We start from the raw sequence: 16,640 nt of genomic DNA on the forward strand, positions 1-16,640 counted from the left end.
CACTTTCATCAGAGAAATACCAATGGCGCGTCTTAAAACTGCTCAGCCAAACTCCTCACTGCGTAAAATTGCAGTCGTGGTAGCCACAGCGGTTAGCGGCATGTCTGTGTATGCACAGGCGGCGGTTCAACCGAAAGAAGAAACAATCACCGTAACCGCAGCACCTGCCGCACAAGAAAGCGCATGGGGGCCTTCGCCGACGATTGCCGCGAAGCGTTCCGCCACCGCAACCAAGACTGATACGCCTATCGAAAAGACCCCGCAGTCTGTTTCGGTTGTGACGCGTGAAGAGATGGATACCAAGCAACCGGCTACAGTAAAAGAAGCCATTGCTTATACACCCGGTGTTTTTGCTACCCGTGGTAGCTCTTCCACCTATGATGTAGTGACGATTCGTGGTTTTACCTCTCCAACCACGGTCAACACCAACCAGTATCTTGATGGCATGAAACTTCAGGGGAATAACTACTCTGAAGTATCTATGGACCCGTATTTTCTGGAACGCGTAGAAGTGATGCGCGGGCCGACTTCAGTGCTGTACGGCAACAGCAACCCTGGCGGCATCGTCAGTATGGTGAGCAAACGTCCGACAACAGAACCGCTGAAAGAAGTGCAGTTTAAAATGGGGACGAACAACCTCTGGCAAACTGGTTTCGATTTTAGCGACGCTATTGATGATGACGGCGTGTGGTCATACCGTTTAACAGGGCTGGGTAATAGCCAGAACTCTCAGCAGGAGATGTCAAAATCAACGCGTTACGCAGTTGCACCTGCGTTTAGCTGGCGTCCTGATGATAAAACAGATTTCACCTTCCTGAGTAATTTCCAGAACGATCCGTACGCGGGTTATTATGGCTGGTTGCCGCGTGAAGGTACGCTTGTTCCGTATTACGATGCAAATGGTAATCCGCACAAGCTGCCGACTGATTTCAATGAAGGTGAAGCGGATAACAAGATGGCTCGCCGCCAGCAGATGGTTGGCTACAACTTCTCGCATGCCTTTAACGACACCTTCACCGTGCGCCAGAACCTGCGTTATGACAAGGTGAAAACGCTCTACCGTTCTGTATATGGTTTTGGCTATAGTCAGCCTGGTGAGATTATCCGTAAATACGTTCGTTCTGATGAAGATCTCAATGCATTTACCGTTGATACCCAGCTCCAGTCTGCTTTTGCCACTGGTGATGTCGCACATACTCTGCTGACCGGTGTTGATTACTCGCGTATGCGTAACGATGTCAATGCGCTGTATGGCGATGCCGATCCGTTAAATATGCAGAACCCTCAGTACGGTAACCCGAATATTGATGTCAGCGGACCGTATGCTAAGTACGCCGTGTTAAACCGTATGGAACAGACCGGACTTTACGCCCAGGACCAGATGGAATGGGATAAGTGGGTGCTGACACTGGGCGGCCGCTACGATTTCGCAACTACCTCCACGTTGACCCGCTCCAGTAATTCACTGGCCGAAGTGAACGATCAGCAGTTTACCTGGCGTGGCGGTGTTAACTATCTGTTTGACAATGGTATTTCTCCGTACTTCAGCTATAGCGAATCGTTTGAACCGACATCCGGTTCAACGAAAGAAGGCAAACCGTTCGATCCGTCGCGTGGTAAGCAGTACGAAGCCGGTGTGAAGTATGTTCCGAAGGATATGCCCGTTGTACTGACGGCGGCTGTGTACCAACTGACGAAAGATAAAAACCTGACGGCGGACCCGAACGATCCTACGGGTCTGTACAGCGTCCAGACTGGAGAGATTCGTTCACGCGGTATTGAACTGGAAGCAAAAGCAGCCGTAAATGCCAATATTAACGTTACGGCGGCTTACAGCTACACGGATGCGGAATATACCGAAGACACTATCTTTAAAGGTCAACGACCGGCGGAAGTACCACGTAATCAGGCTTCGTTATGGACCGATTACACGTTCTATGAATCAGCACTTAGCGGTTTGACCATTGGGGCTGGTGTGCGTTATACCGGTTCAACGGTGAGTTACTACAAAAACGATACTGCCTCAGGGAATAAAAACGATTCGTTTAATGTGGGCGGTTATACCGTTGCTGATGCCATGGTGAAATACGATCTGGCCCGTTTCGGTATGGCTGGTTCGTCCGTTGCCGTAAACGTCAACAACCTGTTTAATCGTGAATATGTTTCCAGTTGCTATAGCGAATACGCATGTTACTGGGGCGCAGAACGTCAGGTCGTTGCAACCGCAACCTTCCGTTTCTAATTTCTTTTGGGCACGCTTTGCGTGCCCGTTTTACAAGTTGGCCGCTATGCAGGAAAACAGATCCCATCCCGACACGACGTTTGCGTTGAAGAATGTCTCCTTCCGTGTGCCTGGCCGCACGCTTTTGCATCCTCTCTCGTTAACCTTTCCCGTGGGTAAAGTGACCGGTCTTATCGGCCACAACGGCTCAGGTAAATCCACCTTATTGAAAATGCTGGGACGCCATCAGCCGCCGTCAGAAGGTGAAATCCTGCTTGATGAACAGCCGCTGGAGAGCTGGAGCAGCAAAGCGTTTGCCCGTAAGGTTGCCTATTTACCGCAGCAGTTACCGCTGGCCGAAGGGATGACGGTACGTGAGCTGGTGGCGATTGGTCGTTATCCGTGGCATGGGGCGCTGGGACGTTTTGGCGTGGCTGACAGAGAGAAAGTAGAAGAGGCTATTTCGCTGGTCGGCTTAAAGCCGCTGGCGCATCGCCTGGTAGATAGCTTGTCTGGCGGCGAGCGTCAACGTGCGTGGATTGCCATGCTGGTGGCGCAGGACAGCCGCTGCCTGCTGCTTGATGAACCGACCTCGGCGCTGGATATCGCGCATCAGGTTGACGTGCTGGCGCTGGTGCATCGCTTGAGCCAACAGCGTGGGTTGACTGTGGTTGCCGTACTGCATGATATCAACATGGCGGCCCGCTACTGTGATTACCTGGTCGCGCTGCGCGGCGGTGAAATGATTGCCCAGGGAACGCCCGCGGAACTGATGCGTAGTGAAACCCTGGAACTGATTTACGGTATCCCGATGGGCATTTTGCCGCATCCGGCCGGTGCCGCACCCGTGAGTTTTGTCTATTAATGATTGGATTACCTCATCTTTCCCGTCGACGGCTGCTAACGGCAATGGCGTTGTCGCCGCTACTGTGGCAAATGAATACAGCCCGTGCGGCGGCGGTTGATCCACAGCGTATAGTGGCGCTGGAATGGCTTCCGGTTGAGCTGCTGTTGGCGCTGGGTGTTGCACCTTACGGCGTCGCGGATGTTCCAAACTACAAACTGTGGGTCAACGAACCCGTGCTGCCAGACTCCGTCATCGATGTCGGATTACGTACTGAACCTAACCTCGAACTGCTGACCGAAATGAAACCCTCATTTATGGTCTGGTCGGCAGGTTACGGTCCTGCACCTGAGAAGCTTGCACGTATTGCGCCGGGTCGTGGCTTTAACTTCAGTGATGGCAAAAAGCCGCTGGCGGTTGCGCGTCAGTCGTTGCAAGAACTGGCGCAGTTGCTGAATCTGCAGACCGCTGCCGAACGTCATCTGGCGCAGTACGAACACGTGATTGCCAGCCTGAAACCGCGCTTTGTTCAGCGAGGCTCACGGCCATTACTGCTGATGACCCTGCTCGATCCTCGCCATATGCTGGTGTTTGGGCCTAACTGCTTGTTTCAGGAGGTGCTGGATGAGTACGGGATCCGCAACGCCTGGCAAGGCGAAACCAACTTTTGGGGCAGCACCGCAGTAGGAATTGATCGGCTTGCCGCCTACAAAGATGTTGATGTGCTGTGCTTCGATCACGGTAACAACAAGGATATGCAGGCACTGATGTCCACACCGTTGTGGCAGGCGATGCCATTTGTTCGCGCCGGACGTTTTCAGCGTGTTCCCGCCGTCTGGTTCTATGGTGCAACGCTATCGGCGATGCATTTTGCCCGCATTCTGGATAATGCGCTGGGGGGCAAAGCGTGAGTAAACGAATTGCGCTATTCCCGATCCTTCTGCTGGCGGTTCTGTTTGTGGCTGCCTGCTGGCTGACCTGGTTTAACTTTTCCGCTGCTCTACCGCGTAGCCAGTGGCAACAGGCTATCTGGTCACCGAATATCGATCTCATTGAGCAGATGGTTTTCCACTACAGTTTGCTGCCGAGGCTGGCGATTTCACTACTGGTTGGCGCCGGGCTGGGGCTGGTCGGCGTCTTATTTCAGCAGGTGCTGCGTAACCCACTGGCAGAGCCAACCACGCTGGGCGTCGCAACCGGTGCGCAGTTGGGCATTACCATCACCACGCTATGGGCGATTCCCGGTGCGCTGACCACGCAATTCGCGGCGCTGGCGGGAGCATGTGTTGTTGGGGCACTGGTGTTTGGCGTTGCCTGGGGCAAGCGTCTTTCTCCGGTGACGTTAATCCTTGCCGGGCTGGTGGTCAGCCTGTACTGCGGGGCAATTAATCAGTTGATGGTTATCTTCCATCACGATCAGCTGCAAAGCATGTTTTTATGGAGCAGCGGTACGCTAACCCAAACCGACTGGAGCGGCGTACAGCGCCTGTGGCCGCAGTTGCTGGGCGGCGTGATGCTGACGCTGCTGTTACTGCGCCCAATGACGCTGATGGGACTGGATGACGGCGTGGCGCGTAACCTCGGTCTGGCGCTGTCGCTGGCACGTCTGGCGGCGTTATCGCTGGCCATTGTTCTCAGCGCCTTACTGGTTAACGCGGTTGGGATTATCGGTTTTATCGGCCTGTTTGCACCGCTGCTGGCGAAAATGCTCGGCGCGCGGCGTTTGTTGGCGCGTCTGATGCTGGCTCCGCTGATTGGGGCATTGATCCTCTGGCTCTCTGACCAAATTATTCTGTGGCTGACCCGCGTATGGATGGAAGTCTCCACTGGTTCGGTGACGGCGCTGATTGGCGCGCCATTGCTGCTGTGGCTGTTGCCGCGCCTTAGAAGTATGAGCGCGCCGGATATGAATGCCAGTAACCGCATCGCTGCTGAGCGCCAGAATGTACTGATGTTTGCCCTGGCAGGCGGGGCGATATTGCTGCTGACCGTTATTGTGGCGCTCGCGTTTGGTCGCGATGCGCACGGCTGGACATGGGCCAGTGGTGCAATGCTGGATGAGTTGATGCCCTGGCGCTGGCCGCGTATTCTGGCTGCACTGGTGGCTGGCGTAATGCTGGCTGTGGCGGGTTGTATTATTCAGCGTCTGACCGGAAACCCAATGGCCAGCCCGGAAGTATTAGGCATTAGTTCCGGGGCGGCATTTGGCGTGGTGTTAATGCTATTTCTGGTCCCCGGAAATGCCTTTGGCTGGCTGATGCCGGCCGGGAGCCTCGGGGCGGCAGCCACCTTGCTTATTATTATGATTGCCGCCGGGCGCGGGGGCTTTTCACCGCACCGCATGTTGCTGGCAGGGATGGCGCTCAGCACGGCGTTTACAATGCTGCTGATGATGCTGCAGGCCAGCGGCGATCCGCGTATGGCGGGGGTGCTAACCTGGATCTCCGGCTCAACCTATAACGCGACGGGCGAACAGGTGCTGCGCACCGGAATTGTAATGGTTATCCTGCTGGCAATGACGCCGCTGTGCCGTCGTTGGTTGACGATATTACCGCTTGGCGGCGATACGGCGCGGGCTGTCGGTATGGCTATTACGCCGTCGCGAGTAGGATTACTGCTGTTGGCGGCGGGGCTGACGGCAACAGCAACCATGACCATTGGACCGTTGAGCTTTGTCGGGCTGATGGCACCGCATATTGCTCGTATGATGGGCTTTCGCCGGGCGATGCCGCATATGCTGATTTCGGCGCTGGCGGGAGGCGTGTTGCTGGTGTTTGCCGACTGGTGTGGGCGTATGGTGCTGTTTCCGTATCAGATCCCAGCGGGACTGCTATCGACGTTTATTGGCGCGCCGTACTTTATCTATCTGCTGAGAAAACAGAGTCGTTAATTATGCCGGATGGCGGCATAACTGCCTTATCCGGCCTACGGGGGCAAATGTAGGCCGGGTAAGCGTAAGCGCCACCCGGCAATTCATCACTTACAATTTCGCAAACACCCGGCGTGCGGCGTCGATGGTGTTATTGATATCGTCTTCGCTGTGCGCGACAGACATAAAGCCCGCTTCGAAGGCGGACGGCGCCAGGTAAACGCCTTCATCCAGCATCATGTGGAAGAAACGCTTGAAGCGTTCAACATCGCAGGCCATCACGTCCTGATAGCAGGTCACGGTTTCGGCATCGGTGAAGAAAATCCCGAACATCCCGCCGACATGGTTAACCACCAGTGGAATATTTGCTTCTTCGGCAGCTTCCAGCAGACCTTCCGCCAGACGCGTTGTCAGTTCGTTCAACGTCTCATGAATCCCCGGCTGGGCGACTTCGGTCAGACAGGCATAACCTGCCGCCATCGCAATTGGATTACCGGAAAGCGTCCCCGCCTGGTAAACCGGTCCGGTCGGCGCCAGTGCGTCCATCACATCGCGACGGCCACCGAATGCGCCAACGGGCATTCCGCCACCGATGATTTTGCCAAGACAAGTCAGATCCGGTACTACGCCGTAATAATCCTGCGCACCGGCCAGCGCCACGCGGAAACCGGTCATCACTTCATCGATGATCAACAGCGCGCCAAACTCATCGCACAGCGCACGCAGGCCCGGCAGGAATGCCGGCAGCGGCGGGATGCAGTTCATGTTGCCCGCGACCGGCTCAACGATGATGCAGGCGATCTCCTGCGGATACTGTTCGAATGCCGCACGTACTGAGGCAAGATCGTTATAGGTGCAGGTCAGGGTATGTTTTGCGAAATCTGCCGGAACCCCCGGGGAGTTAGGCTGACCCAGCGTTAACGCGCCGGAACCGGCTTTGACCAGCAGACAGTCGGCATGACCGTGGTAGCAGCCTTCAAATTTGATGATCTTATCGCGACCGGTGAAACCGCGCGCCAGACGGATCGCGCTCATTGTGGCTTCGGTACCGGAGTTCACCATACGTACCATATCCATGGTTGGCACTAACTCAGTGACCAGCGCCGCCATTTTTACTTCCATTTCGGTCGGCGCGCCGAAGCTTAAACCGCGCTCTGCCGCTTCAATCACGGCATTGCGAATTGCCGGGTGGTTGTGACCCAGCACCATCGGCCCCCAGGAGCCGACATAATCGATATAGGCTTTACCATCGACATCATACAGATATGCGCCGTCAGCTTTTTCAATAAACAGCGGAGTACCACCCACGCCAGTAAAGGCGCGAACGGGGGAGTTAACGCCGCCGGGGATAAGTTCGCGTGCTGCGCTGTAGAGGTTTTCAGACTTACTCATGGATGGGGTCCTGGTTCGTAGAAAAAGTAAATGCCCGCTATTCTAGTTATTCAGAGAAGGTTATGAAAGTTTTGCGTATTTGAAACAATACGATTTACAGGGGATTTTCACGAAACGTGCGAGTAGAATGCCGTTTCCGTATTTGTATTACCAATTAATGATTATCTGATGAAAACAGACACCCCTTCTTTTGAAGCACAACAAATTGTGCGTTTACGGCGCAGGGATCAGATCCGTCGACTCCTTGATCGTGACAAAACGCCGTTGGCGATCCTCTTTATGGCCGCCGTGGTGGGGACAGTGACGGGGTTGGTGGGTGTGGCGTTTGAGAAAGCCGTGACCTGGGTGCAGAATCTGCGTATTGGCACGCTGGCACAGGTTGCTGACCACGCCGTCCTGGTATGGCCTTTGGCGTTTATTCTTTCTGCATTGCTGGCGATGGTGGGTTATTTTCTGGTGCGTAAATTTGCCCCGGAAGCCGGTGGTTCGGGGATCCCTGAGATTGAAGGCGCATTGGAAGAGCTCCGCCCGGTGCGCTGGTGGCGTGTGCTGCCGGTAAAATTTATCGGCGGTATGGGTACGCTGGGTGCCGGAATGGTGCTTGGGCGAGAAGGACCAACCGTGCAGATTGGTGGCAATATCGGGCGCATGGTGCTGGATATTTTCCGCATGCGTAGCGCCGAAGCGCGGCACACCTTACTGGCAACCGGTGCGGCTGCGGGGCTGTCAGCCGCGTTTAACGCCCCTCTGGCGGGGATCCTGTTCATTATTGAAGAGATGCGCCCGCAGTTTCGCTATAACCTTGTCTCGATCAAAGCCGTGTTTACCGGCGTGATTATGTCGAGCATTGTATTTCGTGTTTTCAACGGCGAGGCACCGCTTATTGAGGTCGGGAAACTCTCCAATGCGCCGGTTAATACGCTGTGGTTGTACCTCATCCTCGGGATTATTTTTGGTTGCGTCGGGCCGTTGTTCAATACCATGGTGTTGCGTACCCAGGATATGTTTCAACGCTTTCACGGTGGTGAAATTAAAAAATGGGTGCTGATGGGCGGTGCGATCGGCGGCCTGTGCGGGATCCTCGGTTTGATTCAACCTGAAGCGGCAGGCGGTGGATTTAACCTGATCCCGATTGCCGCTGCGGGCAATTTCAGCGTGGGCCTGCTGCTGTTTATCTTTATCGCCAGGGTGATCACCACGCTGCTGTGCTTCTCATCCGGCGCGCCTGGTGGGATATTTGCCCCGATGCTGGCGTTAGGCACATTGCTGGGAACTGCATTTGGCATGGCTGCAGCAGCCTCTTTTCCGCAGTATCATCTGGAGGCGGGGACGTTTGCTATTGCCGGGATGGGGGCATTGCTGGCCGCTTCAGTGCGTGCGCCGTTAACGGGCATTGTGCTGGTGCTGGAAATGACGGATAACTATCAGCTCATTTTGCCAATGATTATTACCTGTCTTGGCGCAACACTATTAGCCCAGTTTATGGGTGGAAAACCGCTATACTCGACTATCCTTGCCCGCACGCTGGCTAAACAGGAAGCGGAGCAGGCGGCAAAAAGCCAGAGTACCGCCACGGGCGAGAATACTTGAACGAAATACCAGGGTATTAGATAATGGCCTTAACCATTGGGTTATAATTTGCCCAATTGCCAATGTCGTTTGGAGCAAAATATGAGTGATGACGTAGCGCTGCCACTGCAATTTACTGAAGCAGCAGCCAATAAAGTAAAAAGCCTGATCGCAGATGAAGATAACCCAAATCTGAAATTACGCGTGTATATCACCGGCGGTGGTTGCAGCGGTTTCCAGTACGGTTTTACCTTTGATGATCAGGTAAACGATGGTGATATGACCATTGAGAAACAAGGTGTTGGTCTGGTGGTTGACCCGATGAGCCTGCAGTATCTGGTAGGTGGTGCGGTTGATTATACCGAAGGTCTGGAAGGTTCTCGCTTCGTTGTGACTAACCCGAACGCCAAAAGCACCTGCGGGTGTGGTTCCTCTTTCAGCATCTGATTGCTGTCTGCAATACCGGTGGTCTGATGGTGTAGGCCCGGTAAGCGTAGCGCCACCGGGCAATGTGCCGGATGGCGGCGTAAACGCCTTATCCGGCCTGCATATTCTGCATCATCATGTCAACGTCCGTTATCATCCAGCGCAAACGTCGGTAATTTCAAATGCCAGCGAATGGCGGCAAGCCGAATCAGCAGGGTGACAATCATCCCCATCATACTGGCGTTTTCCAGTGAAACATCAAAGGTATAAAACGCCGTCGCATGCACGATCCCGCCGATAATACAGGCTGTGGCGTAGATCTCGGTGCGCAAAATCATCGGGACTTCACGCGCTAACACGTCGCGAATAATTCCGCCGCCGACGCCGGTAATCACTCCCATACAAATCGCCACCAACGGTCCGGTTCCGGCGAGAAACGCTTTATTCACGCCAATACCCACGAACACCGCCAGGCCAACGGCATCCAGCACCGGAAGGATCCATTTCGGTAAGCGTCTTGGCTGACGCACCAGCACGATCGTCAACATACTGGTGATCATCGCCACCACCAGGTCGGTGGGATCTTTAACCCAGAATACGGGGCCATGATCCAGCGCCATATCGCGGATCGTACCGCCACCGACGGCGGTTACCACGCCCAGGACCAGAACGCCGAAGGGGTCCATACGCAGTTTTCCGGCAAGCAATACGCCAGAGATAGCAAATACCGCGGTACCGACAATATCCAGCCAATAGACGAGCATCTTTACATCCTCACAACAGACCTGGTGGGGGCAGGCGCTAATTTACTTGTGAAAGCGCATTACAGAGTTGTTTTGCGGCGAGGATAATACGCGGGCTCGCGCGTTCAAACCAGTCACTATCAAGAGTAATAACCGGGATTTTTAGCTGATTTCCCCAGTATTGCTCAATTTTAAGAATTTCGCCTGAACCGCCGGTAGCAACAATTGCCTGAGGGGCTCTTGCCAGTACCTGTTCGCGGCTGACCTGCGGCCATGGAACCCGGCTGCCGGAAAAGATGTTTTCTCCACCACATACCTCAAGAACCTGGTTTTGAATGGAACCTTTTCCACTGGTAAATAGAGGATTTGCGCCAAACTGGAGAAACACACGTTTTTTAGGTTTGTTGGCATACTGAGACTTTAGTAAAGCATACTCATCAAGCAGGGTTTGCGCTGCTTGCTTTGCCTGTTCAGGCTTGGGACTCCATGGCGCAAGTTGACGCAATGCATCTGCGACCTGCTCGATGGTGACGGCATCGACCCAGATGACCTTAATTCCCAGGGCGGTCAGTTGATTAACCTGTCGCTCAGCATTCCCTCCACGCCAGGCAATAACCAAATCGGGTTTTAGCGCCACAATACGTTCCAGATTCATGCCTTGCCAGGTTGAGACCTCTTCAATATTTTTGGCCTCGGGCGGGTAGTTTGAATAGCTGCTGACGCCAACGGGGGTAATACCGGCGGCGAAGGCCAGTTCAGTGTTGGCTGGGGAAAGCGAAATAACGCGCGGCGCGGCGTAAAGCCATGCCGGAAGAATGAAAAGCAGGGCGACCAGCGCCCTGGAGATGTATTTAGCCATGTGCCAGTTTCTGCACCAGCGTTTCAACCATCAGGCTTGACTGTTTCGCGGCAACGACCAGGAACTCGTCAAAGCTGAGATGGGACTGCTGATCGGCGACGTCAGAGATAGCGCGAACGACAACAAACGGCACATTAAAGTTGTGACACACGTGCGCAATTGCGGTTGCTTCCATCTCAACGGCAATCGCTTGTGGGAAGTTATGCTTAATTTTTGCCAGACCAACGGAACCGTTAATGAAGGCATCGCCGCTGACGATCAGTCCACGGACGGCGTTCAGATTGAGTTCGGCAATGCAGGATTCCGCCGCAGCAATCAGTATCGGGTTGGCTTTAAAACCGGCCGGGCAGCCCGGTAGCTGGCCAAATTCATAGCCGAATGCGGTGACGTCAGCATCGTGATAGCGCGCTTCGTCAGAAACCACGATATCACCCACTTTCAGCGTAGAAGCCAGACCACCCGCAGAACCGGTATTGATGATGGCATCTGGCTTGCAGCGTTCAAGCAGCAGTGTTGCGCCCAGCGCCGCAGCTACTTTACCGATGCCTGATTTCAGTAGCGCAACCTCAGTACCGTTCAGTTGGCCGGTGTAAATTTCACAACCGCCAAGAGCGATTGTCTGACGGTTTTCGATTTTGTCACGCAGCAGCGTAACTTCTTCTTCCATTGCACCAATGATGCCGATTTTCATAGATTTACTCGCGATAAGCCAGATTTGAGGGCATAGTCTATCATGCGCTTAAGGGGTAGCGCATTTCTCAGGCGGGAGAGGACATGGCACAGATCGATTTCCGAAAAAAAATAAACTGGCATCGTCGTTACCGTTCACCGCAGGGCGTGAGATCTGAGCATGAGATCCTGCGCATTTTCGAAAGCGACCGTGGACGCATTATCAATTCTCCGGCTATTCGCCGACTGCAGCAAAAAACCCAGGTCTTTCCGTTGGAGCGTAACGCGGCGGTGCGTACGCGCCTGACGCACTCGATGGAAGTTCAGCAGGTAGGGCGTTATATCGCCAAAGAGATCCTCAGCCGACTGAAAGAGCAAAAGCTGTTGGAGCAGTACGGCCTGGATGAGTTGACCGGTCCCTTTGAAAGCATCGTCGAAATGTCCTGCCTGATGCATGACATCGGCAATCCGCCGTTTGGTCATTTTGGCGAGGCAGCGATTAATGACTGGTTTCGCCAGCGACTCTATCCGGCTGACGCTGAAAGTCAGCCGTTAAGCGACGATCGCTGCCTGGTGTCTGCGTTACGTTTGCGTGAAGGTGAAGAGTTGCTCAATGATATTCGCCGCAAGGTACGTCAGGACCTGTGCCATTTTGAAGGCAATGCGCAGGGCATTCGGCTGGTGCATACTCTGATGCGCATGAACCTGACCTGGTCGCAGGTGGGGGGAATTTTAAAATATACGCGCCCGGCATGGTGGCGTGGAGGTACGCCAGCGACGCATAACTATTTAATGAAGAAACCGGGCTATTACCTTTCCGAGGAACCGTATATTGAGCGGTTACGTAAAGAATTATCCTTAGCACCTTACAGTCGCTTTCCATTAACCTGGATTATGGAAGCAGCGGACGATATCTCTTATTGTGTGGCTGATCTGGAGGATGCTGTTGAGAAAAGAATCTTCAGCGTCGAGCAGCTTTACCACCATCTGTATGAGGCGTGGGGGCATCATGAAAAAGGTTCCCTGTTTAGTCAGGTTGTTGAGAACGCCTGGGAAAAATCTCGTTCAAATACATTAAGCCGCAGTACTGAAGATCAGTTCTTTATGTATTTACGCGTTAATACGCTGAATAAGCTGGTACCGTACGCCGCTCAGCGTTTTATTGATAATTTGCCGCAAATTTTTGAGGGGAGTTTTAATCACGCTTTATTAGAAGATGCCAGTAGCTTCAGTCAGTTGCTAGGGGTATATAAAAATGTAGCGGTAAAACATGTGTTTAGTCATCCAGATGTGGAACAGCTGGAATTGCAAGGCTATCGGGTTATCAGTGGGCTTCTGGAAATCTACCAACCACTGCTAAAAATGTCATTATCCGACTTTAGCGGACTGGTTGAACACGAAAGATTAAAACAGTTCCCTATCGAATCACGATTATTTCAAAAGTTGTCTACCCGCCATCGTCTTGCTTATGTTGAGGCGGTCAGTAAAATATTGCCGGGTAGTGCCGAGTTCCCGGTCATGGAATATTATTACCGCTGCCGTTTAATTCAGGATTATATCAGCGGGATGACTGACTTGTATGCCTGGGATGAATATAGACGGCTGATGGCGGTAGAACAATAAATACTCATTTGTAAAGACGGACAATAAAATTTTACTTTTTCCTTAAACTTCATTCTGGAACTTAGCGCTATAAAACGACTCTGAGGTATACAGCAATTTTGCGTGACCTGTTAATCGAGAACGAAACACATGAAAAAAACCACATTAGCAATGAGTGCACTGGCTCTGAGTTTAGGTTTGGCGTTGTCCCCCCTGTCTGCAACGGCGGCTGAGACAGCGTCTTCAGCGACAACAGCCCAACAGATGCCAAGCCTGGCCCCGATGCTCGAAAAAGTGATGCCATCGGTGGTGAGTATTAATGTCGAGGGGAGCACGACGGTCAATACGCCGCGTATGCCGCGTAATTTCCAGCAGTTCTTTGGTGATAACTCTCCGTTCTGCCAGGACGGTTCTCCGTTCCAGAGCTCACCGTTCTGCCAGGGCGGTGCTCCGGGCGCTGACAACGGCGGTGGCCAGCAGCAGAAATTTATGGCGCTGGGGTCTGGCGTCATCATTGATGCCGCGAAAGGGTATGTTGTGACCAACAACCACGTGGTCGATAATGCCACGGTGATCAAGGTTCAACTGAGCGATGGGCGTAAGTTTGACGCAAAAATCGTCGGAAAAGATCCGCGCTCTGATATCGCGTTGATCCAAATTCAGGATCCGAAAAACCTGACGGCAATTAAGCTGGCAGATTCTGATGCGCTGCGCGTGGGTGATTACACTGTAGCGATTGGTAACCCGTTTGGCCTCGGTGAAACGGTGACATCAGGTATCGTTTCTGCACTGGGGCGTAGTGGCCTGAATGCCGAAAACTACGAGAACTTTATCCAGACGGATGCGGCGATCAACCGCGGTAACTCTGGCGGTGCGCTGGTTAACCTGAATGGTGAGTTGATCGGGATTAACACCGCGATCCTCGCGCCGGACGGTGGCAACATCGGGATTGGTTTTGCTATCCCAAGCAACATGGTGAAAAACCTGACTTCGCAGATGGTTGAGTTCGGCCAGGTTAAACGCGGTGAGCTGGGTATTATGGGGACTGAGCTGAGCTCTGAGCTGGCGAAAGCGATGAAAGTGGATGCCCAGCGTGGGGCATTCGTCAGCCAGGTTATGCCGAACTCTTCTGCAGCGAAAGCCGGTATCAAAGCCGGGGACGTGATTACTTCCCTGAACGGTAAACCAATCAGCAGCTTCGCTGCCCTGCGTGCGCAGGTCGGCACCATGCCAGTGGGTAGCAAAATTAACCTTGGCCTGCTGCGCGACGGTAAGCCGGTAACGGTGAACCTGGAACTGCAGCAGAGCAGCCAGACTCAGGTTGATTCCAGCTCTATCTTCAAAGGCATTGAAGGTGCGGATATGAGCAACAAAGGCCAGGACAAAGGTGTCGTGGTAAGCGATGTGAAACCGAATTCGCCGGCGGCACAGATTGGCCTGAAGAAAGGGGATGTCATCATTGGTGCTAACCAGCAATCGGTGAAAAACATCGCGGAACTGCGCAAAATTCTCGACAGTAAACCGGCTGTTCTGGCGCTGAACATTCAGCGTGGTGACAGCTCTATCTATCTGTTGATGCAATAATCCCTCTGAACCCCTTCCCATATCAGGGAAGGGGTTTCTTTTTGTGATACCTACCACAACTCCATACTTCTCTCTTCTGCTTTGTGCATTTGCACAATGTCGCAGCCTGTTTTCTTCCCTATGCTTGAGCACTGCTCACAGGAGGGCTTTATGGCTGGCTGGCATCTCGATACCAAAATGGCGCAGGATATTGTGGCGCGCACGATGCGCATCATTGATACCAATATCAACGTAATGGATGCCCGTGGGCGGATAATCGGCAGTGGCGATCGCGAACGTATTGGTGAATTGCACGAAGGGGCACTGCTGGTGCTCTCACAGGGCCGGGTAGTCGATATTGATGATGCGGTAGCGCGACATTTGCACGGCGTGCGTCAGGGGATAAACCTGCCGCTGCGGCTCGAAGGCGAAATCGTTGGCGTTATTGGCTTAACCGGTGAGCCGGAGCATTTGCGTAAGTACGGTGAACTGGTGTGTATGACCGCCGAAATGATGCTGGAGCAGTCGCGTTTGATGCATCTGCTCGCTCAGGACAGTCGTCTGCGCGAAGAACTGGTGATGAACCTGATTCAGGCTGAAGAAAACACCCCGGCGCTGGTGGAATGGGCGCAGAGGCTGGGTATAGATCTGAACCAGCCGCGCGTGGTAGCGGTGGTGGAGGTCGACAGCGGTCAGCTTGGTGTAGACAGTGCCATGGCTGAGCTACAGCAATTGCAGAACGCGTTGACTACGCCTGAACGTAATAATCTGATTGCGATTGTTTCCCTGACCGAGATGGTGGTGCTGAAACCGGCGCTCAATCAGTTTGGTCGCTGGGACGCGGAAGATCACCGCAAGCGTGTTGAGCAGCTCATTGCTCGCATGAAAGAGAACGGACAGCTGCGTTTTCGCGTGTCGCTGGGCAACTATTTTACCGGGCCAGGCAGTATTGCCCGTTCGTATCGCACCGCACGTACAACCATGATGGTCGGCAAGCAGCGCATGCCGGAAAGCCGCAGCTATTTTTACCAGGATTTAATGCTGCCAGTGCTGCTGGACAGCCTGCGCGGCGGCTGGCAGGCTAATGAGCTGGCCCGTCCGCTGGTTCGGCTGAAAGCGATGGATAACAACGGCTTGCTGCGTCGGACTTTAGCGGCGTGGTTTCGGCATAACGTTCAGCCGCTGGCGACCTCAAAAGCGTTGTTTATCCACCGTAATACGCTGGAATATCGCCTGAACCGAATTTCAGAGCTAACCGGGCTGGATTTGGGGAATTTTGACGACCGACTGTTGTTGTATGTGGCGTTGCAACTGGATGAACAGCATTAATTCCTTGCCTGATGACACTACACATATCAGGCAAAATGCCGGGGGGCGGCTTCGCCTTACCCGGCCTACGAATACATTCACATGCGGTTACTTACGCGTCAGTTTTTCCAGATCGGCTTCAATTTCGCTGATCTTATTAGTCACGACGCTTTCCAGATGACGTAAATCATCGAGGATCTTGCGTTTAAGATCGACTTCACTGCGATCGCGCTGGCAGATCTGATCCAGTTCGTCGATCACATAGCGCAGGTTTGGACTGATCTCCTGCACTTCTTTGTAGCCCTGACCGACGCCATCGGCGACAACCGTTTTACGCTGACGGGGATATTTGAACTTCACGCTCTTGGCAAAAAACTCACCTTTATCCTTTTGGAAATAGATTTTCAGGATATCGTTGTTGGCTTCTTGCCGCAGGCTGTAACGATCGATCTCTTCAGGATTAGTAATGCCCAGACTTTTCAGATTGTCATACATAGCGGTACCCTTAAGCTCACTATAACCATTGAATAATTAACGAAAAGCCTTGTTTATGCCACTCGCAGATGTAAAAAAAG

General features: G+C 53.3%; 14 protein-coding genes and 1 pseudogene. 10 read left to right on the plus strand and 5 right to left on the minus strand.

Annotated elements, in window-relative coordinates:
- Positions 1-22: 22 nt before the first annotated feature.
- The 4 genes from fhuA to fhuB are packed head-to-tail and all read left to right on the plus strand — an operon-like array spanning position 23 to position 5,955.
- The gene (fhuA, locus tag AL515_RS05785) at positions 23-2,242 is read left to right on the plus strand and encodes a ferrichrome porin FhuA (RefSeq protein WP_061067268.1); all 2,220 of its coding nucleotides are present in this window, start codon (positions 23-25) and stop codon (positions 2,240-2,242) included.
- Between the two features lie 46 nt (positions 2,243-2,288).
- Positions 2,289-3,086, plus strand: coding sequence for a Fe3+-hydroxamate ABC transporter ATP-binding protein FhuC (gene fhuC / locus AL515_RS05790; RefSeq protein WP_048212658.1), 798 nt, complete (start codon positions 2,289-2,291; stop codon positions 3,084-3,086).
- Positions 3,086-3,976: a Fe(3+)-hydroxamate ABC transporter substrate-binding protein FhuD gene (gene fhuD / locus AL515_RS05795; RefSeq protein ID WP_048212657.1), complete on the plus strand. Its 891-nt coding sequence runs from the start codon at positions 3,086-3,088 to the stop codon at positions 3,974-3,976. The genes fhuC and fhuD overlap by 1 nt, the downstream gene beginning before the upstream one ends.
- Entirely contained in the window at positions 3,973-5,955 is a 1,983-nt protein-coding gene (fhuB, locus tag AL515_RS05800) for a Fe(3+)-hydroxamate ABC transporter permease FhuB (protein ID WP_061067269.1), read from the plus strand. The genes fhuD and fhuB overlap by 4 nt, the downstream gene beginning before the upstream one ends.
- A gap of 90 nt (positions 5,956-6,045) precedes the next feature.
- On the opposite strand, the gene hemL is transcribed toward fhuB, so the two are convergent.
- Complete coding sequence (gene hemL, locus AL515_RS05805) at positions 6,046-7,326, minus strand: glutamate-1-semialdehyde 2,1-aminomutase (RefSeq protein WP_061067270.1); 1,281 nt, start codon at positions 7,324-7,326, stop codon at positions 6,046-6,048.
- Positions 7,327-7,494: 168 nt separating this feature from the next.
- Here hemL and clcA point away from each other — a divergent pair, with 168 nt between their 5' ends.
- The 3 genes and pseudogenes from clcA to erpA all read left to right on the plus strand — a co-directional run bounded on the left by clcA (position 7,495) and on the right by erpA (position 9,342).
- Positions 7,495-8,916, plus strand: coding sequence for a H(+)/Cl(-) exchange transporter ClcA (gene clcA / locus AL515_RS05810; protein ID WP_061067271.1), 1,422 nt, complete (start codon positions 7,495-7,497; stop codon positions 8,914-8,916).
- A 23-nt stretch (positions 8,917-8,939) separates the two neighbouring features.
- Positions 8,940-9,005, plus strand: a pseudogene (gene yadW / locus AL515_RS23770) (small protein YadW).
- Positions 8,998-9,342: an iron-sulfur cluster insertion protein ErpA gene (erpA, locus tag AL515_RS05815; RefSeq protein ID WP_003018581.1), complete on the plus strand. Its 345-nt coding sequence runs from the start codon at positions 8,998-9,000 to the stop codon at positions 9,340-9,342. Before yadW ends, erpA begins: the two are co-directional and overlap by 8 nt.
- Before the next feature lie 119 nt (positions 9,343-9,461).
- Here erpA and AL515_RS05820 read toward each other — a convergent pair whose 3' ends face one another.
- The 3 genes from AL515_RS05820 to mtnN are packed head-to-tail and all read right to left on the minus strand — an operon-like array spanning position 9,462 to position 11,614.
- Positions 9,462-10,085, minus strand: coding sequence for a TRIC cation channel family protein (locus AL515_RS05820; protein WP_061067272.1), 624 nt, complete (start codon positions 10,083-10,085; stop codon positions 9,462-9,464).
- Between the two features lie 37 nt (positions 10,086-10,122).
- Positions 10,123-10,923, minus strand: a complete 801-nt coding sequence (gene btuF / locus AL515_RS05825) for a vitamin B12 ABC transporter substrate-binding protein BtuF (protein ID WP_048212652.1) — start codon at positions 10,921-10,923, stop codon at positions 10,123-10,125.
- Positions 10,916-11,614, minus strand: coding sequence for a 5'-methylthioadenosine/S-adenosylhomocysteine nucleosidase (gene mtnN / locus AL515_RS05830; RefSeq protein WP_061067273.1), 699 nt, complete (start codon positions 11,612-11,614; stop codon positions 10,916-10,918). The genes btuF and mtnN overlap by 8 nt, the downstream gene beginning before the upstream one ends.
- Before the next feature lie 83 nt (positions 11,615-11,697).
- Between mtnN and dgt the strand changes: the two genes are divergently transcribed.
- From dgt to cdaR, 3 genes are all read left to right on the plus strand, one after another.
- Positions 11,698-13,215, plus strand: coding sequence for a dGTPase (gene dgt / locus AL515_RS05835; protein ID WP_061067274.1), 1,518 nt, complete (start codon positions 11,698-11,700; stop codon positions 13,213-13,215).
- 129 nt (positions 13,216-13,344) lie between these two features.
- Complete coding sequence (gene degP, locus AL515_RS05845) at positions 13,345-14,778, plus strand: serine endoprotease DegP (protein ID WP_061067275.1); 1,434 nt, start codon at positions 13,345-13,347, stop codon at positions 14,776-14,778.
- A gap of 150 nt (positions 14,779-14,928) precedes the next feature.
- The gene (gene cdaR, locus AL515_RS05850; protein WP_005132128.1) at positions 14,929-16,086 is read left to right on the plus strand and encodes a DNA-binding transcriptional regulator CdaR; all 1,158 of its coding nucleotides are present in this window, start codon (positions 14,929-14,931) and stop codon (positions 16,084-16,086) included.
- Positions 16,087-16,173: 87 nt separating this feature from the next.
- Here cdaR and AL515_RS05855 read toward each other — a convergent pair whose 3' ends face one another.
- Positions 16,174-16,560 (minus strand): DUF3461 family protein, encoded by a 387-nt coding sequence (locus tag AL515_RS05855; RefSeq protein ID WP_003018562.1) that lies wholly within the window; start codon positions 16,558-16,560, stop codon positions 16,174-16,176.
- Between the last annotated feature and the right edge of the window lie 80 nt (positions 16,561-16,640).

This window comes from Citrobacter sp. FDAARGOS_156 (assembly GCF_001559235.2).
GTDB classification, from domain to species: Bacteria; Pseudomonadota; Gammaproteobacteria; order Enterobacterales; family Enterobacteriaceae; genus Citrobacter; species Citrobacter youngae.

Excerpts from the sequence above, each read along its gene's own strand:
- degP (WP_061067275.1), top strand. The coding sequence starts at position 13,345 with ATGAAAAAAACCACATTAGCAATGAGTGCACTGGCTCTGAGTTTAGGT.
- dgt (WP_061067274.1), top strand. The coding sequence starts at position 11,698 with ATGGCACAGATCGATTTCCGAAAAAAAATAAACTGGCATCGTCGTTAC.
- clcA (WP_061067271.1), top strand. The coding sequence starts at position 7,495 with ATGAAAACAGACACCCCTTCTTTTGAAGCACAACAAATTGTGCGTTTA.
- hemL (WP_061067270.1), bottom strand. The coding sequence starts at position 7,326 with ATGAGTAAGTCTGAAAACCTCTACAGCGCAGCACGCGAACTTATCCCC.
- fhuD (WP_048212657.1), top strand. The coding sequence starts at position 3,086 with ATGATTGGATTACCTCATCTTTCCCGTCGACGGCTGCTAACGGCAATG.
- btuF (WP_048212652.1), bottom strand. The coding sequence starts at position 10,923 with ATGGCTAAATACATCTCCAGGGCGCTGGTCGCCCTGCTTTTCATTCTT.
- fhuC (WP_048212658.1), top strand. The coding sequence starts at position 2,289 with ATGCAGGAAAACAGATCCCATCCCGACACGACGTTTGCGTTGAAGAAT.
- erpA (WP_003018581.1), top strand. The coding sequence starts at position 8,998 with ATGAGTGATGACGTAGCGCTGCCACTGCAATTTACTGAAGCAGCAGCC.
- fhuA (WP_061067268.1), top strand. The coding sequence starts at position 23 with ATGGCGCGTCTTAAAACTGCTCAGCCAAACTCCTCACTGCGTAAAATT.
- mtnN (WP_061067273.1), bottom strand. The coding sequence starts at position 11,614 with ATGAAAATCGGCATCATTGGTGCAATGGAAGAAGAAGTTACGCTGCTG.
- cdaR (WP_005132128.1), top strand. The coding sequence starts at position 14,929 with ATGGCTGGCTGGCATCTCGATACCAAAATGGCGCAGGATATTGTGGCG.
- AL515_RS05820 (WP_061067272.1), bottom strand. The coding sequence starts at position 10,085 with ATGCTCGTCTATTGGCTGGATATTGTCGGTACCGCGGTATTTGCTATC.
- AL515_RS05855 (WP_003018562.1), bottom strand. The coding sequence starts at position 16,560 with ATGTATGACAATCTGAAAAGTCTGGGCATTACTAATCCTGAAGAGATC.